This is a genomic window from Alteromonas sp. NFXS44 (assembly GCF_040148705.1).
Classification (GTDB): Bacteria; Pseudomonadota; Gammaproteobacteria; order Enterobacterales; family Alteromonadaceae; genus Alteromonas.
On record NZ_JAGDEA010000002.1, the window covers coordinates 175926 to 196786 of the forward strand.

General features: G+C 49.5%; 21 protein-coding genes. 13 read left to right on the forward strand and 8 right to left on the reverse strand.

Annotated elements, in window-relative coordinates; all coding sequences use genetic code 11:
- Window positions 1-6: 6 nt before the first annotated feature.
- A complete protein-coding gene (locus J3369_RS03965) occupies window positions 7-318 on the reverse strand; it encodes a hypothetical protein (RefSeq protein WP_349584037.1) in 312 nt (103 codons plus the stop codon).
- Between the two features lie 145 nt (window positions 319-463).
- On the opposite strand from J3369_RS03965, the gene J3369_RS03970 reads away from it, so the two are divergent.
- The gene (locus J3369_RS03970) at window positions 464-655 is read left to right on the forward strand and encodes a hypothetical protein (protein ID WP_119500038.1); all 192 of its coding nucleotides are present in this window, start codon (window positions 464-466) and stop codon (window positions 653-655) included.
- Here J3369_RS03970 and epmB read toward each other — a convergent pair whose 3' ends face one another.
- Window positions 656-1681 carry an EF-P beta-lysylation protein EpmB gene (gene epmB, locus J3369_RS03975; protein ID WP_349584039.1) on the reverse strand — a complete coding sequence of 342 codons (1026 nt, stop codon included), beginning with the start codon at window positions 1679-1681 and terminating at the stop codon, window positions 656-658.
- A gap of 36 nt (window positions 1682-1717) precedes the next feature.
- Between epmB and efp the strand changes: the two genes are divergently transcribed.
- The 4 genes from efp (at window position 1718) to J3369_RS03995 (ending at window position 6625) form a co-directional block, all read left to right on the forward strand.
- Complete coding sequence (efp, locus tag J3369_RS03980; protein WP_349584042.1) at window positions 1718-2287, forward strand: elongation factor P; 570 nt, start codon at window positions 1718-1720, stop codon at window positions 2285-2287.
- 93 nt (window positions 2288-2380) lie between these two features.
- Window positions 2381-3358: an elongation factor P--(R)-beta-lysine ligase gene (gene epmA, locus J3369_RS03985; RefSeq protein WP_349584045.1), complete on the forward strand. Its 978-nt coding sequence runs from the start codon at window positions 2381-2383 to the stop codon at window positions 3356-3358.
- Between the two features lie 210 nt (window positions 3359-3568).
- Window positions 3569-5962: a TonB-dependent receptor gene (locus tag J3369_RS03990; RefSeq protein WP_349584048.1), complete on the forward strand. Its 2394-nt coding sequence runs from the start codon at window positions 3569-3571 to the stop codon at window positions 5960-5962.
- Window positions 5963-6091: 129 nt separating this feature from the next.
- A complete protein-coding gene (locus tag J3369_RS03995; RefSeq protein ID WP_349584051.1) occupies window positions 6092-6625 on the forward strand; it encodes a GNAT family N-acetyltransferase in 534 nt (177 codons plus the stop codon).
- Between the two features lie 29 nt (window positions 6626-6654).
- Here the strand turns inward: J3369_RS03995 and J3369_RS04000 are convergent, their stop codons facing one another.
- Window positions 6655-7254: a peptidylprolyl isomerase gene (locus tag J3369_RS04000; protein WP_349584053.1), complete on the reverse strand. Its 600-nt coding sequence runs from the start codon at window positions 7252-7254 to the stop codon at window positions 6655-6657.
- Between the two features lie 12 nt (window positions 7255-7266).
- Window positions 7267-8451, reverse strand: a complete 1185-nt coding sequence (locus J3369_RS04005) for a methyltransferase (protein WP_349584056.1) — start codon at window positions 8449-8451, stop codon at window positions 7267-7269.
- Window positions 8452-8477: 26 nt separating this feature from the next.
- On the opposite strand from J3369_RS04005, the gene J3369_RS04010 reads away from it, so the two are divergent.
- The 4 genes from J3369_RS04010 (at window position 8478) to J3369_RS04025 (ending at window position 12313) form a co-directional block, all read left to right on the forward strand.
- Window positions 8478-9131, forward strand: a complete 654-nt coding sequence (locus J3369_RS04010) for an alpha-ketoglutarate-dependent dioxygenase AlkB family protein (RefSeq protein ID WP_349584058.1) — start codon at window positions 8478-8480, stop codon at window positions 9129-9131.
- Window positions 9119-9439, forward strand: a complete 321-nt coding sequence (locus tag J3369_RS04015; RefSeq protein WP_119500046.1) for a BolA family protein — start codon at window positions 9119-9121, stop codon at window positions 9437-9439. The genes J3369_RS04010 and J3369_RS04015 overlap by 13 nt, the downstream gene beginning before the upstream one ends.
- A 269-nt stretch (window positions 9440-9708) precedes the next feature.
- Window positions 9709-10665 (forward strand): TIM barrel protein, encoded by a 957-nt coding sequence (locus tag J3369_RS04020; protein ID WP_349584061.1) that lies wholly within the window; start codon window positions 9709-9711, stop codon window positions 10663-10665.
- 28 nt (window positions 10666-10693) lie between these two features.
- Window positions 10694-12313, forward strand: a complete 1620-nt coding sequence (locus J3369_RS04025; protein ID WP_349584064.1) for a carboxylesterase/lipase family protein — start codon at window positions 10694-10696, stop codon at window positions 12311-12313.
- Window positions 12314-12414: 101 nt separating this feature from the next.
- Here the strand turns inward: J3369_RS04025 and J3369_RS04030 are convergent, their stop codons facing one another.
- Entirely contained in the window at window positions 12415-13347 is a 933-nt protein-coding gene (locus J3369_RS04030) for an AEC family transporter (protein ID WP_349584067.1), read from the reverse strand.
- 196 nt (window positions 13348-13543) lie between these two features.
- On the opposite strand from J3369_RS04030, the gene J3369_RS04035 reads away from it, so the two are divergent.
- Window positions 13544-14176 carry a phosphatase PAP2 family protein gene (locus J3369_RS04035; protein ID WP_349584070.1) on the forward strand — a complete coding sequence of 211 codons (633 nt, stop codon included), beginning with the start codon at window positions 13544-13546 and terminating at the stop codon, window positions 14174-14176.
- Window position 14177: 1 nt separating this feature from the next.
- Here the strand turns inward: J3369_RS04035 and J3369_RS04040 are convergent, their stop codons facing one another.
- Window positions 14178-15506 carry a nitrate- and nitrite sensing domain-containing protein gene (locus J3369_RS04040; RefSeq protein WP_349584073.1) on the reverse strand — a complete coding sequence of 443 codons (1329 nt, stop codon included), beginning with the start codon at window positions 15504-15506 and terminating at the stop codon, window positions 14178-14180.
- Between the two features lie 441 nt (window positions 15507-15947).
- Between J3369_RS04040 and J3369_RS04045 the strand changes: the two genes are divergently transcribed.
- From J3369_RS04045 to cynS, 3 genes are all read left to right on the forward strand, one after another.
- A complete protein-coding gene (locus J3369_RS04045) occupies window positions 15948-16805 on the forward strand; it encodes a formate/nitrite transporter family protein (RefSeq protein WP_349584076.1) in 858 nt (285 codons plus the stop codon).
- Window positions 16806-16896: 91 nt separating this feature from the next.
- Window positions 16897-18618 carry a bifunctional protein-serine/threonine kinase/phosphatase gene (locus J3369_RS04050; RefSeq protein WP_349584079.1) on the forward strand — a complete coding sequence of 574 codons (1722 nt, stop codon included), beginning with the start codon at window positions 16897-16899 and terminating at the stop codon, window positions 18616-18618.
- A gap of 15 nt (window positions 18619-18633) precedes the next feature.
- Window positions 18634-19083: a cyanase gene (gene cynS / locus J3369_RS04055; RefSeq protein WP_119500051.1), complete on the forward strand. Its 450-nt coding sequence runs from the start codon at window positions 18634-18636 to the stop codon at window positions 19081-19083.
- Window positions 19084-19167: 84 nt separating this feature from the next.
- Here the strand turns inward: cynS and J3369_RS04060 are convergent, their stop codons facing one another.
- Both J3369_RS04060 and J3369_RS04065 read right to left on the reverse strand, forming a co-directional pair.
- Window positions 19168-19437: a hypothetical protein gene (locus tag J3369_RS04060; RefSeq protein ID WP_119500052.1), complete on the reverse strand. Its 270-nt coding sequence runs from the start codon at window positions 19435-19437 to the stop codon at window positions 19168-19170.
- 98 nt (window positions 19438-19535) lie between these two features.
- Window positions 19536-20729: a JmjC domain-containing protein gene (locus tag J3369_RS04065; RefSeq protein WP_349584083.1), complete on the reverse strand. Its 1194-nt coding sequence runs from the start codon at window positions 20727-20729 to the stop codon at window positions 19536-19538.
- Window positions 20730-20861: the final 132 nt, after the last annotated feature.

Here is a 20861-nt window from a genome sequence, read left to right on the forward strand (position 1 = left end):
GGCGGGTCAGGCTTTGCCAACCGCCTGAAACTGTGACAGGGTCGTCAGCGCCAGTTCTATCTTTTTCACCAGCGGAGCCAGGCCTGCTTTGAAGGTCGCCTCGTCAGCGTCTTTGATGGCCTGCCAGTCGCGGGCGATTTCTTCCACGTAGGGTGAAAAGCGTTTTGACTGTGTTTCAAACCCGCTGTCTTCTGCGAATACTGCCTGAAACTTGCCTTTCTGAATCTGTTGTAACTGGTCCAGCACCGCATCGGCATCTATCGCTTTGCGGTAGAGGGTTTGTAAGGTTTCCTGAAGTTGTTCGTTAATTGCCTGCATGACTTTCCGGATTTCTGCTAAAGTTTATGAGTGTATGGTCGATAACGATATACCCGTACTGCATCATTAATGATGTAGTACGCTGATGAAGGTGGGCAATTCTGCCTACTTTTTTACTTTGCTACAAGCAACAAAGGAAACTGGTATGGATATACAAGGTGCTGGTGCATCTGCAACATCCGGTGCGTCGCTTGAGTTGGCCTCTCTTAAAATGGCGAAAAGCCAGCAACAACAAGAGGGACAAGCAACGCTTCAGCTGCTGGAATCAGCCGCTGACGTACCAAAACCGTCATCCGGTAATCCGTCGTTGGGTGCCAACGTCGATACCTACGCGTAATTACGGGTGAAGATGTAAGTCGACAGGCGTTTTGCCGGGCTGGCCACCGATTTCTCTGGTGAGTTTCGGTACCAGAAAACCCGGTAAGCGCTTTATTACTTCCGCCATCAATGATCTGGCTTCATCGTCAGACACTTCAAAGTGGGCCGCGCCCTGAACTTTGTCCAGCAAATACAGGTAGTAGGGCATCACGCCTGCTTCAAAAGACGCTTCCTGCAAATCTACCAGTGCATCAGCCGTATCATTAACGCCTTTCAATAATACTGCCTGATTGAGCAGCGTCACGCCATGCCTGCGTAATGCATCTAAACGGTCGTTCAGTGCCGGACTGAATTCATTGGCGTGGTTAGCATGTAATACCAGAATCGTTTTCACCGGCAATGACGTTAACCAGTCACTGAACTCTGCGTCCAGGCGTTGGGGGAGCACCACCGGCAGGCGTGTATGAATTCGCAATCTGCGGATATGGGGGATCCGTGATATTTCACCGGCCAGCCAGGCCAGATGGGTATCTTTTGCCATCAGCGGATCACCGCCCGAGAAAATCACTTCGTTAATGGCCGGATCGGCAGCAATATAAGCAATGGCGTTTTCCCATTCCTGTTTGCTCACCGCATTGTCGGCGTAGGGGAAGTGGCGACGGAAGCAGTAGCGGCAGTTTACAGCGCATCCGCCTTTTACAATCAGCAGTACGCGACTTTGGTACTTATGTAATAACCCCTTACCGGCAGTATCATGTTCATCCAGCGGGTCGGTGCTGTAGCCCGGGGCGGCTTCAAATTCCTGAGATAAAGGCATTACCTGGCGGAGCAACGGGTCATGCCAGTTACCTTTTTCCATCAATGAGGCGAAGTGGCGGGGGACGCGCATGGGAAATAACCGTCGGGCAGCGCCGTGATGACCCAGTTGATCTACATCGAGATCCAGGTAGTCCAGCAGGTCTTCCGGGCGGGTAAACGCCATTGCAAGATCTTTTTGCCAGTTTGTCTCTACAGACAGCCGATTTTTAGGTATTATTTGCGCCACTTCGTATTTACACCTTATGTATTGGCAGAGAAAAATATGGCTTTTTACAGCACTAACGAATTCAAAGGCGGCCTCAAGATCATGCTTGACGGCGAACCTTGTAACATTCTGGAAAACGAATACGTAAAACCGGGTAAGGGCCAGGCTTTTAACCGCGTTAAAATCCGTAAGCTGATCTCCGGTAAAGTTCTGGAAAAAACGTTCCGCTCCGGTGAAACCGTAGAAGGCGCAGACGTGATGGATACGGAACTGGCCTACCTGTACACCGACGGCGAATTCTACCACTTTATGAATAACGATACATTCGAACAAATCGCTGCAGACGAAAAAGCGGTTGGCGAGAACATTAAGTGGCTTAAAGAGAACGATGTGTGCACCATTACACTGTGGAACGGCTCACCTATCACAGTAACTCCGCCTAATTTCGTTGAGCTGGAAATCACGGAAACAGACCCCGGCCTGAAAGGCGATACAGCGGGAACCGGCGGCAAGCCTGCTACGTTGTCTACCAGCGCTGTTGTTCGTGTACCTTTATTCGTTCAAACCGGTGAAGTTATCCGTGTGGATACCCGCTCCGGCGAGTACGTATCACGGGCGCAGAAGTAATCTGAACCCGCTGCCGGCCGGTACGCACATACGTGCACCGGCCGGATATATTTTTATGCCCTCTCCGGCCTCATCATTCCCGTATCAGATCACATGTCATCAAATACTCCCTGGCAACCCACTGCATCGCTGAATAATTTGCGTGAGCGGGCAGAACTGCTGCGCCAAATCCGTGATTTCTTCGCCGGCAGAGGCGTGCTTGAAGTCGATACACCATTGCTGAGTCACGGTACCGTTACCGATGTACATCTGGCTGCCTTTTCAAGCGAGTTTGATCACAGCGTGACAGGCAGAAAGGAAACCCTGTATTTGCAAACGTCGCCGGAATACGCCATGAAACGGTTATTGTGTGCAGGCTACGGTTCGATTTATCAGATTTGCAAAGCGTTTCGCCATGAAGGGGCAGGGCGCTTTCACAACCCTGAATTTACTATGCTGGAATGGTACCGTACCGGCTATGACCATCATCAGTTGATGGCAGAAATGGACACCCTGCTGCAACTGACATTGTCGACCGGAACTGCGGAAAAAATCAGTTATCAGGATGTATTCCTCAGGGAATTAAACGTCGATCCTCTTACCGCCACAGTTGACCTTCTGCAGCAAACCGCTTTGCAATTCGGGCTGGATATGCATGCCGGCATGCCGGAAGACGCAGACACCCTGCTGCAACTGCTGTTTAGCCTTTACATCGAGCCCCGTATTGGCGCTGCCGTACCCTGTTTTGTTTATGGCTTTCCAGCCTCGCAGGCAGCACTGGCAAAAGTGAATGAAGATGACCCCCGTACTGCTGATCGTTTCGAAGTGTATTTTAAAGGCGTGGAACTGGCGAACGGGTTTAATGAACTGGCTAACCCCGTGGAGCAGCGTCAGCGCTTTCTTAATGATAATGCACAGCGGCGTCAATCCGGCTTACCGGAACTGCCGGTGGATGAGCATTTCCTCTCTGCGCTGGAGCAGGGATTACCTGACTGTGCCGGCGTGGCGCTGGGTATAGACCGTTTGCTGATGCTGAAAACCGGTGCTGAACATATTCAGGACATCATTGCGTTTCCTGTATCGCGGGCTTAAAAGTCCACTATCCATACTTTCACCGTTAATTCTGCTTTTTTCACCCTGAACGGCAGTTTATCCCACCGTGAATTCTCGTTTTTTAAAATGATATGTTATATCATCGATAAACTGCAGGTGCTGTCGATAAATTGCCGTTGACCTCAACGTGAATTCGTTTAAAAATGTTATAACATCACAAAATGAATAAAAGCAGTAACGGATTCAACCATGCATACTCCCTCTCTTATCGCTGTAGCTATGATGACAGCATTCAGCAGTGCCGCACTGGCCACGACAATAACCGGTAAAGTCACTGATCAAGCAGGCGCTCCCGTCGCTGGAGCCGAAGTCTCAGTAGAAGGTTCAAGGCGCGTAGTCTATACCGACGAGAATGGCATTTATTCAATGGATAATGTCACCGCACAAGACGTCCATATTCATGTTGCAACGCCGAAATATCTGCATGGTGATAAAGATTTAGGTCGTATTACTGAAAACCAGCAAGTTAACTTTACGCTCCTGCCAGCTTCTATAGAAAACATCACGGTAACCGCTACCGCTATGCAAACTTCTGTACTTGAAAGCGTGACGCCGGTCTCGGTTATCGGCGCTGAAGAACTGCGCAGAAAGCAACAGCCGACTTTGGGTGAAACCCTAAAAACCGTTCCGGGTGTGCATTCCAGTTACTTCGGACCGGTCTCAAGCAGTCCGGTCATTCGTGGTGCCGGTGGTCCGCGGGTTAAAATTGTGCAGAACGGCCTGGATGTATCTGATGTATCACGAATTGGTCCTGATCATAACGTAGCGGCCAGCACGTCCAGTGCCACTCAGGTGGAAGTACTGCGCGGTCCTGCCACATTACAATATGGCTCCGGCGCGATCGGCGGTGTGGTCAACGTGGTCGACAAACGTATTCCTCAGGAAATGCCATACGGCACAGAAGGGGAAGCAGAAATGCGTTATTCCACTGTGGACAACGGTAAGTTCGGTAAGGTGGACGTGACCACCGGAACCGGCAATGTGGCATTTCACTTTGATGGTTTCAAACGCAAAACGGATGACGTGGATATTCCCGGCTACTCAGAGGCTGAGCCGGATGATGATGCCACTTACGGCACACTGGCCAGTACAGATATGGATACAACCGACTTCAATGCCGGTATCAGCTATGTACAGGATGAAGGCTTCTTCGGCTTTTCTGTAGAAAAACTGGATAACCTGTATGGTGTGCCCGGTCATCACCATCATCATGAGGAAGAAGAGCATGAGGAAGAAGGCGCAGAAGAAGGTACCAAAATTGATGTGGATATGACCCGCTATCAACTGGCCGGCGAATGGCATTCGCCCACTGCCGGCATTGATAATATCCGGTTCTCTGCTGCTTATACAGACTACACCCACGTTGAAATTGAAGATGGCGAAATTGGTACGCAATTTAATAATGAAGGCGTGAATGCCAAGCTGACGATTGCTCATACCGGTATTGCCGGATGGCATGGTGTATTTGGTTTCCAGTTAACGGACAGCGATTACGAAGCGATTGGTGAAGAAGCATTTTCCCCGCCAACCAGCACAGATACACAAGCTGTTTTTCTTATTGAACAGAAGAAAGTGGGCGACGTGACTTTTGAGTTGGGTGGCCGTCTCGAGCAAACCTCCTACGATGCAGATGACGCTGAAGTGGAACTTCATGTGGAGCATCTTGATGAAGAAGAGCATGAGGAAGAGGAAGAACATGAAGAAGAGGCTATGGTCTTCAACTTCCCTGACTATGACTTCACCAGTGTTTCGGTATCTGCCGGTGCAAACTGGGAATATCAGCCGGGTTACTCTGCCGCACTGACATTATCCCGTAATGAACGTGCGCCAAGTCAGCAGGAATTGTTCTCCGGTGGTCAGCACATTGCGACCCGGACTTATGAAGTCGGGTTGGTGTATCAACTGGATGATGAAGGTGAGTTATCTGACACGCTCAGAAGTGTAGATGAAGAAGTCAGTACCAACCTGGATCTCACATTCCGTAAATTCAGCGGCAACTGGGGTTACACTGCGTCACTGTTCTACAACCAGGTAGACAACTACATTTATGAAAGTGGTACAGGCCTGATTGCTGTAACCGAAGAGCATGAACACGAGGAAGAAGGGGCAGAAGAGGAAGGTCATGAGGAAGAGGGCACACCGGTGTACTACTTCCGGCAATCCGATGCTGACTTATACGGTATGGAAGCCGAGGTGTTCTACAACATTACCGGTGAATGGCGTGTGGATTTATATGGTGACTACATTCGTGCCAAACTGGATAACGAAGACTTGCCACGCATTCCGCCTCTGCGTATCGGCTCGTCAATCCGTTATCAGGGGCAATCACTTTCCGGTGAGGTGGGTGTGGAATGGTATGACGACCAAACCCGTACTGCACCGTATGAAACCGCAACCGATGGTTACACCTTACTGAATGCCAGTGTTGAATACGACATTGCATCTGCCGGGGTGGACTGGGTGCTGTTCGCTACTGCAGACAACATCACAGACGAAGAGGCCCGCGTGCACACGTCGTTCCTGAAAGATTTAGCGCCGCTACCCGGCCGTAACTTTTCGGTGGGTGTAAGAGCCGTGTTTTAAGTCCCTGGCATGCCGGCATGGTGATGTGTGTGTTCGCGTAGTAACTGAATCTGTCAGTTTGCTGCGTGAAGCCTGGCCGGCGAGACGCTATACTGACTCCCGTTATGGTTTTCCATTGCGGGAGTTTTTTTGTTTAAGGGCACATCTTTGATTCTTTCTACATTGCGGCTACGTCTGCGCAAGCCGCTGGCTGATGATCGCAACTGGATTTTTGCGTTAAATCACGACCCTCTGTGGCTACGTTTTATTGGAAACCGGGGTGTACATACACTTAAAGATGCGAACCGGTATATTGATAATGCGCTGGTGCATTTTGAAAACCATGGCTATGGCCTGTTTGCCGTAGAAGATAAATTAACCGGTAAACCGTTGGGGATGTGTGGTTTGATAAACCGCGGCATTTTCAGTGCACCTGATTTAGGATTCGCCTTGCTGCCGCAAGCCCGCGGGCAGGGGATTGGTGGCGAAGCCGGTGAAGCGGTTATCAGCTATGCCAGAGACATCCTTGGCGTGAATTACCTCACTGCGATGACTCATGCTGATAATACGGATTCTCAGAAACTGTTAATGAAGCTGGGCTTTATGAAGCGGGGCAATCTGTTTATGTCAGGTGTATTTGCGCAACATTTTTTCTGGCTGGATTTAAAAACGCGGCAGCGCTGAATTTACGCGCTGCCACAGCGTCAGCTTTTTTACACCGCCGGAAGTAAAGTGACAGATTTCAGAATGATGGGCTCTTTAGGGGAATTCGGTTCACCCAGTGCCGGCTGATAGTCCAGTTCTACTTCCATCATTTTTTCCACAACAGCTTCGCCTTCCACAATCATACCGAACACGCTGTAACCCCAGTCTCTGCCGGGATCCAGGTTGGTATTGTCATTCATGTTAAAGAAGAACTGTCGTGTCGCTGAATGCGGGTCGTTCTGGCGTGCCATGGAAACCGTGTACATCTTGTTGCTTATGCCACTGCCGGATTCGTTGAAAATCGTGCCGTAATCCGGCTTTTCATCAAACTCAGCATTGTAACCGCCACCCTGGACGATATAGCCGGGTACAACACGGTGAAAAATGGTGCTGTTATAGCTTTTCTTATCAACGTAACGCAGGAAGTTGTTCACGGTGATAGGCGCACGGCGGCGGTACAGTTCGACGACAAAATCGCCCATTGTGGTTTCCATTTTCACCCGCGGGTAATAATTGTCCGGCTGAATTTGTGAGCCGTCATCTTTTGGTTTTGCTGCAATAACCGGAGTGGTTACCACAACTAAAGCCAGCAGCAAAGCACGCAGCATAGCATTCTCCCTTTAGCGTTTTGCACAACTTAAAATAACAAACTTCTGATGGCTGGCAACTTGCGTTACGCCACCAAACAAGCGCTTTAATTTAACATGGTAATCGAGATGGCGGTTACCCACCACCACCAGATGTCCACCTCTGGCCAGACTGGCTTTGGAATCTGAAAACATTTGCCAGGCAATGTGGTCGGTTATCGCGTTCTGTTGATGAAATGGCGGGTTGCAGAACACTTTACTGAATCCTCCCTCTTCAGCCTGTTTCAAGGCGTCAAGGCAGTTCGATGGCACAAATTCACATTGTTCCAGTTGTTCAGGAAAGTTCTCTGCTACGTTTTGTCTGGCTGAGGCCAGCGCCATGAATGACTCATCAACAAAGGTGATCCGCGCCTGTGGTGCCAGTGACAGGGCGTTCAGACCTAAAATGCCGTTACCGCAACCAAGATCAATAACCCGTTCGTTATTGGTCACGTTCATATTGTCAATCATGAACCTTGCCCCGATGTCTAAAGAGCGCCCAGAGAATACATTGGCATGATTGGAAAGTGTCAGCGTTACGCCGTTCTGGCTTTTCGCTGTCCAGCGTACCGGATAAGGAGATTGTACGGGCTTTTTCAGTATCGCTGCATCCGGCTTTGCAAAAATAAGGCGGGATTTTTTCTTAGCCAGTGAGGTGGTGGTGTGACCGGTGTATTTCTCAAACAGCTCCAGCACATTTTTCGTAATGGCCTTCACTTTCGCACCGGCCACAACACGTGTTTCAGGCGTGATGACCTTTTGCAGCATAATTAACTGATGTTCCAGCAACGCCAGAGTACGGGGTATTTTTATAATCACCGTTTGCGGGTTTTCCGGCAACGGAGCAAGGCAGTCTGCAGCTTTCAATGGCGAGGCTACCAGTCCGTTGTCATCCAGTGTGGCGGCAATATTGTTACCTTCCAGGTTGTCAGCCAACGAGCGGTGAGCAATCCATGAATCTGAAATCCAGCAGGGGTTATGACTGGCATACCAGCAGCCCAGGGTGCCGAAGTCATCATTAAATATGATACATTTGCCGGGGCCTTCTGTGGCAAGATAATCGATAATCAATTCATCGGCGCTGTCCCAGGCCTGTAAACTGACATGCTGATGTTTTGCCGGGTGGCGTATTAAGTTCAGTTCGCGGTCGCGAAATACAAAGGCTGTGTTGTCGCTCATGGTAACGTTAATCGGGTTCCGGATTTATGCAATTTTCACTATTCGATGATGGCTGTAACGCCGGCGCTGCGCCTCAGAAACTGGCGTTACCCGGCGCGGATGTTACTTACATACCGGGCTGGATAGGACCGGATGATGCTGACGCGTTGTACGCATCGCTGGCCTCATCGTTAAACTGGTCGCAGGATACCATTAAACTGTTTGGTAAGCCGGTTAAAATTCCGCGCCTGCAAGCCTGGTATGGTGATGCTGTCAGCGAGTATTCCTACTCCGGCCTGACGATGGTACCGCGCCCCTGGACCGCTGATCTGCTGGCGTTGAAAACACGTTGCGAAAATACCGCCGGTTGCAGGTTTAACAGTGTGCTGGCGAACTGGTACCGGCACGGGCAGGACAGCATGGGCATGCATGCCGATGATGAAAAGGAGCTGGGCGTGCAGCCGGTTATTGCATCTGTGACTCTCGGTGAAGCGAGGCCCTTTTTATTTCGTCACCGCAGTGGTGCTCCGTCAGTGAAGGTCAGTCTTGAGCATGGCTCACTGCTAATCATGCAGGGAGACACTCAGCGCAACTATCTGCACGGCATCAACAAGACGACCCGGCACGTTGATGGTAGAATTAATCTAACTTTCCGATTTATCTATCCCGCTGTGCCGGAGCAGAACCCATGCAAAATGTAAAACAGTTTATCGAACAGCAACTTAATGATGCTCTCACACCTGTGTATCTTGAAGTGCTGGATGAAAGTCATATGCACAATGTGCCCGACGGTGCCCAGAGTCACTTCAAAGTAACGGTGGTGTCTGAAGCGTTTGTTGACGTACGTCGGGTGCCCCGTCACCAGAAGGTGAACGGTTTGCTGGCTGAAGCTTTACAGGGGCCGGTACATGCACTGGCTTTGCACACGTATACCCCTGAAGAATGGGAAGCCAGAGGCGGCAGTGTAACCCCGTCACCGGATTGCCTGGGTGGCAGTAAGTTGGGATAATTTTCCATAATTTTTAAAGAGAAAAAGAGCACGCCGGTCGTGCTCTTTTTTTGTTTTTTGACCCGCCCGGGATCCGTCCGGAAGAGAAGAGATCTCAAACCGGCGTCCGGTTCTGTCACTTGTCTAAAAATGTTAAACAATAGTTGTAAAATGATATCGATGTCATTAATGTAAAGGTTCTAAAGTGGGTGTAACAAATAATTAACTTCTTGCAGGCTCAACGGGACCAACGTGTTGAGCCTGTTTCTTACCGGAGAGAGGAAACAATAATGACTTCGTCACTTACCCGTCGACATTTTCTTAAAGCTGGTCTGGGCGTAGCCGGTGTGCTGGCAGCGCCGGGACTGATGGCCAACGCGATGACCGGAGGCTGTAATGCAGCTTCAAGCAGACCTTACGGCGTTCAGATGTACATGCTGCGCGACATGTTTGCTAAAGATCCCGCCGGTACAATTAAAAAACTGGCTGCAGCCGGTTTCAAGCAGCTTGAAATGTTCGGTGTAGGTGGCTCAGTGAATGCAGAAGGCGCGCCGCTGTTCGGCTTAAGCATCGATGATATGGCAGATCTGATGGCAGAATATAAGCTGACAGTGCCGTCTGTACATATTAATTCCGACCTGGAAGACATTGAATATATCAAGGAACTGGGCAGCAAACTGAATATCGATTACTTCATCGAGCCCATGGCCGGCGAATTCCTGAATTTCAAAGATGGTAAAGTAAACCTGAACACCCCTTCTTCTGTTGACGAAGTTAAAGCTATTGCTGCACGTCTGAACAAACGTGGTCAGACAATGAAAGAGCTTGGCTTCAAGTTCGCATACCACAACCACAACTTTGAGTTCGATAAGGTGGATGGACAGGTGATTTTCGACATCATGATGGAGAACACCGACCCGGAGCTGGTTAAAATTGAGCTGGATTTAGGTTGGGTTGCGGCAGCCGGTCATGATCCTGTTGCCATGCTCAATAAATACAAAGGCCGTGTTATCGGCTGTCATATGAAGGATTACGACGGCTCGGTTCCGCTGAGTGACGATCCGCGTATGATCATTCCTGAGATGTCACGCATCTCAACGCCGGGGGACGGCAAATCAGACTTTGCCGCCATCGTTAAACACCTGAACGAAAATGACGTGAAGTACCGCTACGTAGAAGTGGATGTAACAGATACACCGTTTGAAGATGCTGTGCGCGGACTCTGTCATCTGAGTGCGTTAGGTTAACCGTGGATCAGAATAAGGAACGTTTGTTATGAAAAAACGGCTGTTTGCTTTGTCTGCTGTTGCAGCAGTAATGTTAAGTGCCTGTGGTGAGAAAGTGGCTGAAAGTCCTGCGCCGGTAGCTGAAGATGCATCACCGCAGGTAACGGTTAAAAATGGTACGCTGCAGGGCGTTAAAGATGATGATATCCGCGTTTTTAAAGGGATCCCTTACGCAAAACCTCCGGTAGGTGAAAATCGCTGGCGTTCTCCTCAGCCCGTTGCAGACTGGAACGGTGTGAAAGAAGTGCTGGATTACGGCAACGACTGTATGCAAAAGCCGTTTCCAAGTGACGCTGCACCGCTAGGGAAAGAGCCTGCGGAAGATTGTTTGTACGTTAACGTATGGGCACCGCAGGAAGATGATATCAAGCGTCCTGTGGTTGTGTGGATCCATGGTGGTGGCTACGTGAATGGTGGTGCATCGCCTGCAACCTATGACGGCAGCGAGTTTGCCCGTGCCGGTGTGATTTTTGTCAGCTTTAACTACCGCCTTGGCCGTTTTGGTTTCTTCGCACATCCGGCGCTTTCAGCCGTTGAAGAAGGTCCGTTAGGCAACTACGGTTTTGAAGATCAGATAGCGGCCATGCAATGGGTGAAAGATAACGTGGAAGCTTTCGGTGGCGATAAGAATAATGTCACCATCATGGGCGAATCTGCCGGCGGCGGCTCTGTACACAATCTTATGCAGACACCGGGCGCACGGGGTACCTTCCAGCGGGCGATTATTATGTCCGGTGGTGGCCGTTCATTAACCGGTGAGCGCAGCTTAACGGAAGAAGTAAACGGTCAGCCCTCTGCTGAACAGATAGGCGTTAATTTCGCTGAAAAGAATGGCATTTCCGGTAATGGCGCAGAAGCGCTGGCTGCTTTGCGGGCATTGCCGGCAGACAAAGTGGTAGATGGCCTGAATCTGATGGCGCTGTTCCAGCCTCCCGGCGGTGTACCGACGTATGTTGGCGGCCCCATTGCTGATGGTGACATTGTACAGGGTAGCACCCAGTCATTGCTTGAGCAGGGCAAAGTCGCGAAAGTGCCGGTAATGGTGGGTACGACCAGTCAGGATATCGGATTCAGCATGTTCCCGGATAAAGAGGCATTGTTCGCCTCTTTCGGCGAATACGCGCAGGCAGCGAAAGACGCCTATGACCTTGAAGGCACCGGTGAATTACAGGATATCGGAGCGGAAGTGGCACAGGACCGTATGATGCAGGAGCCTGCAAGGTTTGTTGCTGAGCGTATGACGGATCTGGACGAAAACGTGTACATGTACCGGTATGGTTACGTGGCAGAAAGTGTCCGTAACGGGAAGGGCGCACCCCATGCCAGTGAGATCCCGTTTTTCTTTAAAACGGCTGACGTGAAGTATCCGGATGCCACTGAGCAGGATCTGAATGCCTCTGAACTGGTTTTCGACTACGTGGTGAGCTTTATCGAAAATGGTGACCCGAATGTGTCCCGGTTGCCGGAATGGAAGCCTTATGACAATGAAGCGCATAACATCATGACGTTCACCATGGACGCTACAGCGGTGCATGGTGAAGACCCCTGGACAGAGCGTCTGGATGTGGTCCAGCGTTCAACCGAAGCGGCTCAGGCAGCCATGCGTTAACCGTGTTATTCAGCGGTATTTAAACGTAAAAGAGCGCATAAATATGCGCTCTTTTTTGTTTTCATTATCTGTTCATTACGGAGGGGCTTTATATCAGGCCACTATACCAGGTTCATAGCAGTCAGTGTTCCGAATGCCAGTGCTGTCACCGGTAATGAAACCAGTGTGGATACAGCAATAATACTGGCAGCCAGCCTGTGGTCTCCGCCCATATTTCTTACCATCACATAGCTGGCAGCGGCTGTCGGGGCAATCGACAGCAGCAGCACAATCCCGAGGCTCATTCCGGTAAATCCGGCAAGATATGCCAGTCCGACCATCAGGGCCGGATAAAGAATGCACTTGCTCACTGTACTCAACGTAATGTTAAACCAGTCGGCTGAGAATGAACGGAATTGCAGCGAGGCACCGGTACAAATGAGCGCAAGCGGTAAGGTTAACTGGGAAACGTATTCGCCGGTTTTAAGAATGGCGTCAGGCAGTGTCCATGAATAATAGGAAAAGGGCAGCGCCAGGACGATGGAAATGATCAGCGGATTTTTAGTGATACCTTTGATTTGTTTGCTCACAGAGCGGTGGCCGGTCTGATAAAAGTTAAGCACTATCACCGATAAAATATTAAATAAAATCGTGATACAGCCCAGGTATACAGATGCAGCAGCCAGCCCTTCTGGCCCGTACGTATTGGCGCAGTAAGCCAGGCCGATAATACCCATGTTGGCTCTGAAACCGCCCTGAACCACCACACCTCTTGCCTGATAGGGCGTCACAGTGAGCCGCGCGGTCAAAACCAGCAGGGCACACATGATGAGCGTGCCCGCAATACCTACCCCAATCAGTGGAAAGTTTGCGGCATGGGCAAAGTCGGCCTGACTGATAGATAAAAACAGCAGTGCAGGTAATGTGACGTTGAAAACCAGTTTAGAACCGGCTTCAACAAAGCTCTCATTCAGCCATTTTATACGGAAGAATAACCAGCCCATCAGTAATAATATCAGTACGGGTAATAAGGTTTCAGTGATAAAGGAAAACATGGGCAGTCAAAACAAGAGGTGATGGCGGCCATTATATCAAGATTTTTGATACTTGAAGGCGTTGTAACAGCAAAATCTGTTGTATTCAGCGTATTGATTCTTCTGGTAAAGCGATCCAAAGCTGCACTCAAATGGAATAAAGGCTATTAGTCAGTGACCCTTCGTTTCTATGCAATCCAATCACATCAGGCCATCCGTGTTGCGACTTATGGCTTTTGCCGGACTTTCCGGTTTGTTTCTGCTCGCTGTATGGGTGCATTTTGACCCCGTGCCCGCCATTGATAAAAGCATCATGCTGATGTTCCGCCGGGCTGGAGACCCGGGGCAGCCAGCAGGACCGTTATGGCTTGCGGTACATTTCCGTGATATGACCACCTTGGGCAGTAACTGGTTTTTAATTGTGATCACCGGACTGGCATCTCTGGTGTTACATAAAAAGGGGCAGACCCGTCACGCTGTTTTTCTGATAACAACGGTACTGTCCGGTATGGTTGTCAGTTTTGCACTGAAATATGGTTTTCACCGGCCACGGCCTGAGCTGGTTCCTCATATTACGAAGGTATACACCAGCAGCTTTCCCTCAGGCCATGCCATGATGTCATGTTTAACGTATCTTAGTCTGGCATATACCGGTGCATCAGTGAGCGGCAACCCGTCATTGACCCGCTGGTTTTACGTTATTGCCATGTTAATTATTTTGCTGGTTGGCATGAGCCGTGTGTTTCTGGGGGTTCACTGGCCCACTGACATTCTGGCAGGTTGGTGCGCGGCTGTCCTCTGGCTGTCACTGGCTTTAATGACAGTGGCACCCGGACGGCGAACTGGCTGAATCATTTACTGCCGGATGTGGCTTTTACTACCCGTTCCGCTACATCAATCAGACGACAATTCTGATCCATCGCTGTTTTTTGCAGGCGACGGTAAGCTTGATCTTCGGTTAATTGCCATTGCTGCATAATAAGCAGCTTGGCACGGTCGATACATTTTTGATCGGTAATCGCCTGGCGGGCTTCCTCCAGCGCTACTGACATGTTTTTGATGTGTTCAGTCTGATCGCATAACAAGTCGTAAAAAGACCGGTGTGCGGACAAATTTTCCGCATTGGAAATGGTATCCGGACCGGACATTTCTGATCCCCGTAAGCCCGGCATTTGCGGATCAAACAGCATTGTCAGTGGTGTGCCCGTTGGATTAGGCTGTTGTTCCAGCGTTTTTACCCGTTGATGATGATTTTTCAGCTCGGCATCAGCACGACTGACCAGCTCTGTAGCCAGTGAAATGAGTTTGGCGGTCAGAGCTTCGTCAATGGATTGCATGGCATCAATGCGGGTCGTGGCAATGTCATACCATACCTCACTGATTTGTCCGTCAATGGGGCTGCCATCAGCCAGTTGTTTTATCATTGTCCGCAGGCGGGTAAGGTCGGCCTGGGCATCGCTCTGACAGATGTCTTCCCATTGTTGCAGTGTTTGCGGATCCGCAAAAGCCGTAAATATGTCAAAACTGTGTTGCTGATCCTGCTGCAGTTGTTCAAGGCGGTCGCATAATGATTTATTAAAATGGGTTTCAGCAAAGCCAATAGCGCCCCATGCCCGTTCCTGTCCGGCCAGTTCTTTGCCTTGTAAAAAATTGAACAGCGCCACAAGAAGCCGGGTGATATCCGGATCGCTTGCCACGTCAGCGGCCTCAAAGATAACCGAGAGTAAACCCGTTACCAGCCGGCAGTATGCCTGCGTTGATTCAAGGGATGTCAGTGCCTTTTCTGCTACCTGATCCCGCAGGGAAGAAAGGTTATCCAGCCCTTGTAGCGCCATGGTGATGCTTACCAGTAAGCGCATGTTAGCGGCACTTTCGTCGCCCGAGAGATAGAGAGACTTTAGCTGGCTGCGTAAGGTTTGTTCGGCAAAATTACTGTCTGCAATCTGATCTTCCCGTTGCTGACCAAACCGTTCCCCTTTCGACGCCAGATATACGTTACTGATACCGCGCTCCCGCTGGAGTTGATGGATCATGTCTTTCACTGAGGTCACCAGTTTGCAGTTGGATGCAAGTTGATTAAGTGCGTGAATTTCGGCGTGCTTTGCCGCCAGTAGGAACCGTTTTGTCGCTTCGCTGAATACTGCCATGGTGGTGATGGTGTCTTTCTGTGGTGGTCGCAATTGACGTTGCCTGTTTATAAGATTTAGCAAAGCCTGTTCCACCATTTTAACCTGTTGACAATAAAGGTTTATTTTCCTTGTTCTACCTTGTTAATACGCAATCCGCATAGCTTTGGCGGAATTTTCTCCGTTTCACAGGAAAATGCGGATCTTCATTGTGCGCGGATGAACTTTTTTGGTGCAATCAAGAAATGAATGGTCAGCAAGTCACACGTTAATATTCATAACTATCAGAAAAATAATGACAATTTAAATTTGGCCTTTTCCTTGCTGTTTAAAATTGCAACACGGGTTTTTGCATACAACACAATGTAAACTTGGATAACGGCGTCCAATACCACACTGGAAACAGTGCATGGTTGGGCGTTTTTTTGTGCCCGCATTTTGTTGTGTGCAACACATGTCAGCGACTAATCAACACACAACAAAAAGGTATACACAATGGCTTACTTACTTCCGAATGAATTTGTAACCAAGATGGTGGATGCGGGTGAATCTAAAATTTACATGTCTACCCGTGATACATTAATCCGCGGTTATATGGCCGGCGCAATCCTTGCTCTGGCAGCGGTTTTCGCAATTACGATTGCTGTACAAACCGGCGTATTTTTAATTGGCGCGGTGCTGTTTCCTGTTGGCTTCTGCATGCTTTATCTGATGGGATTCGATCTGTTAACCGGCGTTTTTGTACTGACACCACTGGCCTGGCTGGCGAAACGGCCCGGCGTCACATGGTCTCAAATTCTCCGCAACTGGGGGCTGGTATTCTGCGGTAACTTTGCCGGTGCACTGACAGTGGCGTTCATGATGTCATTTATCTTTACCATGGGTTACAACACTGATGGTGGTGCTATTGCAACAAAAGTAGCCGGTATCGGTGAAGCCCGTACCCTGGGTTATGCTCAGTACGGTATGGAAGGCTGGCTGACCATTTTCATCCGTGGCATGTTATGTAACTGGATGGTATCACTGGGTGTAGTAGGTGCCATGATCTCAACCCACGTGAGCGGTAAAATCTTTGCCATGTGGATGCCAATCATGCTGTTCTTCTTCATGGGCTTTGAACACTCTGTGGTGAACATGTTCCTGTTCCCGTTCGGCCTGATCATGGGCGGTGATTTCTCTGTAATGGATTACTTCTTCTGGAATGAAATCCCGACTGCTCTGGGTAACCTGGTCGGTGGTCTGGCGTTTACAGGTTTAACGCTGTACAGCACGCACTTCCGTACTGCTCCCAAGCGTAAGCTGGCTGCGCAATCTGTACCGGTAGCAACAGATTCAAAACCTGCTGCAGTTTAGTGAAGATTTGCCGGATACCTTCCGGCACACAGGGCTTGGCGGAACATTGTCCGGCAGGCTCAATTCAAACCTCTCACTGAGCTGCTTCAATATGCTTAGTTTATCCATCGGTCAATATTCCAGTGCAGGGGAAAAGCCGCTGAACCAGGACAGTTATGGTTTCAGGCTTCCCGAAGGTGATTTGCTCACATTCAAAGGCGCTGCGGTGGCACTGGCAGACGGCATCAGTACCAGTTCAGTGAGTCACATTGCCAGTCAGGTATGTGTTAAACAGTTTCTCGAAGATTATTTTTGTACCTCAGATACCTGGACGGTCCCCGGTGCGGCTACGCAAGTTATTACAGCAATAAACCGCTGGTTACTCGGCCAGAGTCGTAACAGTCCCTATGCCGGCGAACCGGACAAAGGTTACGTTTGCACATTCAGTGCACTGATTTTCAAGCATCATCGTGTACATGTATTTCATCTGGGGGACGCCAGAGTGTACCGGTTGCGGGGCAGGGTGCTGGAGCAACTTACCCGCGACCACCGTCAGATGATAAATGGTGAAAAGCACTATTTATCCAATGCCATGGGTATCAATGAATCATTGCAACTGGATAAAGACAGCCGCTCTCTGAAAGAGCAGGACTGTTTCCTTCTGCTCACAGACGGTGTGTATGAGTTCATCGATGAGGCCAGCCTCTGCAGTGTAGTGACTGAATATGAGCATGATCCGGATGAAGCAGCGAAGAAACTGGTGGAAATGGCGTTTGCCAGAGGCAGCAACGATAACCTGACAGCTCAGATTGTCAGGGTAAATACCCTGCCTGCAGCCAATACCAGTGCCGCCGGGTCTGAAGAGGAAGAATTACCCATTCCCGGCATGCTGCAAAGCGGGGATTTTCTCGATCAGTTTAAAATTGTCCGCAACATCTATCACAGTGCCCGCAGCCACGTTTACCTGGCGCAGAACACTGCAGATGGCAGCCAGGTGGTGCTGAAAGTGCCTTCTGTGGAAATGGCACACGAACTGGCTCATCTTGAAGCATTCCGTATGGAAGAGTGGATAGCAAGGCGTATTCACAGCCAGCATGTGGTGAGCGCCCCGGATCAGCAGGCTGCCAAAACGGCATTGTATACCGTGACAGATTTTGTGCCGGGACAAACACTGGCCCAGTGGCTGAATGATAACCCGCAGCCGGATTTGGAAACTGTCCGCATGATCATTGAGCAGGTCGCCAGGGGATTGATGGCATTGCATCGCAAAGACGTTCTCCACCGTGATATCAGACCTGAAAATATCATGATTGATATCAACCATCACATCACACTGGTGGATTTAGGTGCGGCTTCTGTTGCCGGCATCAATGAATTTGCAGGAGATAATGAAGATATTCCCGGTACAGCTATTTATGCAGCACCGGAGTATTTTCTTGGTCAGGGTGGCAGTGAACAGTCTGAGCAGTTTTCGCTGGCGGTGCTGAGCTACCATTTGCTTAGTGGCCGCTTTCCTTATGGCACGCAGGTTGCCAAATGCAGAAGCGTGACATCACAGCATAAATTGAAATATGAAAGCGTGTTAGATCCGAACCGGAGCATTCCCTTCTGGCTTGATCACACTTTAAGAAAAGCACTGCATCCTAATCCGCTCAAGCGCTATGACGCACTTTCAGAGTTTGTGTATGCCCTGAGACATCCCGATGCAAAATTTCTCAGCAGCGAGAGGCCGCCCCTACTGGAGCGTAATCCCGTTGCTTTCTGGCAGGGAGTCAGCGGTTTACTCCTTTGTCTTATTCTCGTTCTGTTACTGGAACGATTTTCACTTATCTAACCCGTGGAGCCCACTATGATTACTGACAGACAGCAAGTCACCGCAATGATTATGAGCGCAAAAGTCACTAAAGGCATTAAATGGTCACAGGCCGCAGAAGTGATTGGCGAGTCGAAAGAATGGAGTACTGCAGCATGCCTGGGTCAGATGGCAATGACTAAAGCGCAGGCTGAAGCCACCGGTGAATTATTCGGGTTAACTGAAGAAGCCGTCGCCTGGTTGCAGATTGCACCTTATAAAGGCTCTCTGCCAACGGCTGTTCCTACTGATCCGTTAATTTACCGTTGGTACGAATTGGTGAATGTGTACGGCACCACACTGAAAGAGCTCATTCACGAAGAGTTTGGCGACGGCATTATGAGTGCCATCGATTTTGAAATGGACTTAACCCGTGAACCTGATCCTAAAGGCGACCGTGTGAAAGTGGTGATGTCAGGTAAATTCCTGCCGTACAAAACCTACTGACCGAAGTCGTAACTAAGGGCGAGACGGCATCATGAAACTGAATGGTGCCGTGTCATGCTTTTGAAATGCTATTTTGAAACTAAATTATTTGCGTACCACATAAAGAAACCAGCCTACGAATACTGAAATCAGAATTGCGAAAAAACCAAGCAGGGGCAAAATCGAGAATACCCAGCGGCGAACTTCTTCAGGCTCTGCTTCCACGCCGAGTGGCAGGTACATTAACCCCACAGATGTAACGATGAAAATGGAAAGTGCTGAGGTAAGCGTGGCGCGCCAGAATGGCCTTGGCATGAACCAGTTCACGATAAAGGCGACAACAATGGCTACACCTGCCAGAAGATATGCAATCAAAGGAGCTCCGTATTAGCTTAGCAAAAACGCACAGTTTGACAGGTCGCCCGCCAAATGCAATTGCTGAACTCCGCTTTTGCATGGTAAATCATGGATGATTATTGGCGGGCAGGCGAAGGTTCAAGAAAGCCGCAGGCAAGCAAACGCTGTGTCAGGGCGACACGTACATCATCACCTATCTCACCCGGAATATCAGCAACCCTGAACGCAGACGTGGTTATCATGAATTGCAATTGTGCTTTTACGCCGGGGTGAATCAGTATTTGTTCGCCGGGAACAGATAAATCAAGAATCTTGTCTGTTTCTGTTAACTCCGCCATGGCAAGGGAGCTGCGCTGAACAAAAGTATTTACGGATACAGGATGCCGGGCAGGCACTGACGGTTTCAATTTTGGCATATCCTGAATCAGTCGTGCACGCTGGCGTTTAAGCGATTCCATAATAAACTGATCGTGTTGAGCAGCACTCAATAAGCTTTGCAGATGCTCCTTTACCTGCTGAGAAACCTGCTCAAGTGCATTGTGTGACGTAAGGCAGTCCGCTCTCGGGCCTATATCTTTCCGCAATGGCAAACTAACTTCAGTTAAATGGTCTAAAACAGCATTCACTGTATCCCTGACGGTGACGGGGACAAAGCCAATGGATAAGTGGATTGACTCTGAAGTCGACTGCACAGTATGGACGGTGCCCCGTGGCAGATAGATAAGATCGCCGGCTTTCACATCGACTGTTTGATAATGGGGCATTTGTGGAGGCAAAGAACCCGCCTTTTTCCATCGCGTAGGAAAGGAAGGTGGTGCATCGGAAACAAACCAGCGTTTCGTTCCTTCCAACTGTATAACAATAACATCCACCTCATCGTGGTGCACCGGAGCCTGTGCGCCCTGATGACTCCAGAATACGACTACACTGACCGGTGACTGAATGATCTTTTCAAGTGACCGGGTAAAATTCGTAAGTTCAGGTGACAGCCCGGTGACATCGGGTATGCGGACTGTGTAGTCAAGCTTAAAGTGATCAGTAATCAGCTGATAAAATGCCTGTTCGTTTTCAACTTCCGTTGCCGCAGGTGGGGGCAGCTTAGGGGCATGAGAGTGACAGGTTACTGCGGGAGCATACCGGCGATGTCCCTGAAGCAACTTTTCTCTTGGAGATGCACCGCCAATCGATGCTCTGAAAGGATTGTTATCTTTAATTATTAACGGCTTTTTGCCCACATAGAAATTGAAAAAGTCGTCATAACTGACCGGGTTCAGGATCTGTTGCAGCGCGTCCCTGGCGTCTGAAAGCATTGGTTTCCCTCCAAAAATTCTCATACTACATTAAGAACGTTTGGATAAATGTAACCTTTTGTAAAAAAATTTGAACAGTGAAACACTTAGTGAATTCAGCTTGAGTTATTTTCCCGTACCAGCCTCATTGTG

Coding starts and splice junctions, on each gene's coding strand:
- J3369_RS03965 (WP_349584037.1), bottom strand. CDS start 318: ATGCAGGCAATTAACGAACAACTTCAGGAAACCTTACAAACCCTCTAC.
- J3369_RS03970 (WP_119500038.1), top strand. CDS start 464: ATGGATATACAAGGTGCTGGTGCATCTGCAACATCCGGTGCGTCGCTT.
- efp (WP_349584042.1), top strand. CDS start 1,718: ATGGCTTTTTACAGCACTAACGAATTCAAAGGCGGCCTCAAGATCATG.
- epmA (WP_349584045.1), top strand. CDS start 2,381: ATGTCATCAAATACTCCCTGGCAACCCACTGCATCGCTGAATAATTTG.
- J3369_RS03990 (WP_349584048.1), top strand. CDS start 3,569: ATGCATACTCCCTCTCTTATCGCTGTAGCTATGATGACAGCATTCAGC.
- J3369_RS04000 (WP_349584053.1), bottom strand. CDS start 7,254: ATGCTGCGTGCTTTGCTGCTGGCTTTAGTTGTGGTAACCACTCCGGTT.
- J3369_RS04005 (WP_349584056.1), bottom strand. CDS start 8,451: ATGAGCGACAACACAGCCTTTGTATTTCGCGACCGCGAACTGAACTTA.
- J3369_RS04010 (WP_349584058.1), top strand. CDS start 8,478: ATGCAATTTTCACTATTCGATGATGGCTGTAACGCCGGCGCTGCGCCT.
- J3369_RS04015 (WP_119500046.1), top strand. CDS start 9,119: ATGCAAAATGTAAAACAGTTTATCGAACAGCAACTTAATGATGCTCTC.
- J3369_RS04020 (WP_349584061.1), top strand. CDS start 9,709: ATGACTTCGTCACTTACCCGTCGACATTTTCTTAAAGCTGGTCTGGGC.
- J3369_RS04025 (WP_349584064.1), top strand. CDS start 10,694: ATGAAAAAACGGCTGTTTGCTTTGTCTGCTGTTGCAGCAGTAATGTTA.
- J3369_RS04030 (WP_349584067.1), bottom strand. CDS start 13,347: ATGTTTTCCTTTATCACTGAAACCTTATTACCCGTACTGATATTATTA.
- J3369_RS04045 (WP_349584076.1), top strand. CDS start 15,948: ATGGCTTACTTACTTCCGAATGAATTTGTAACCAAGATGGTGGATGCG.
- J3369_RS04050 (WP_349584079.1), top strand. CDS start 16,897: ATGCTTAGTTTATCCATCGGTCAATATTCCAGTGCAGGGGAAAAGCCG.
- cynS (WP_119500051.1), top strand. CDS start 18,634: ATGATTACTGACAGACAGCAAGTCACCGCAATGATTATGAGCGCAAAA.
- J3369_RS04065 (WP_349584083.1), bottom strand. CDS start 20,729: ATGCTTTCAGACGCCAGGGACGCGCTGCAACAGATCCTGAACCCGGTC.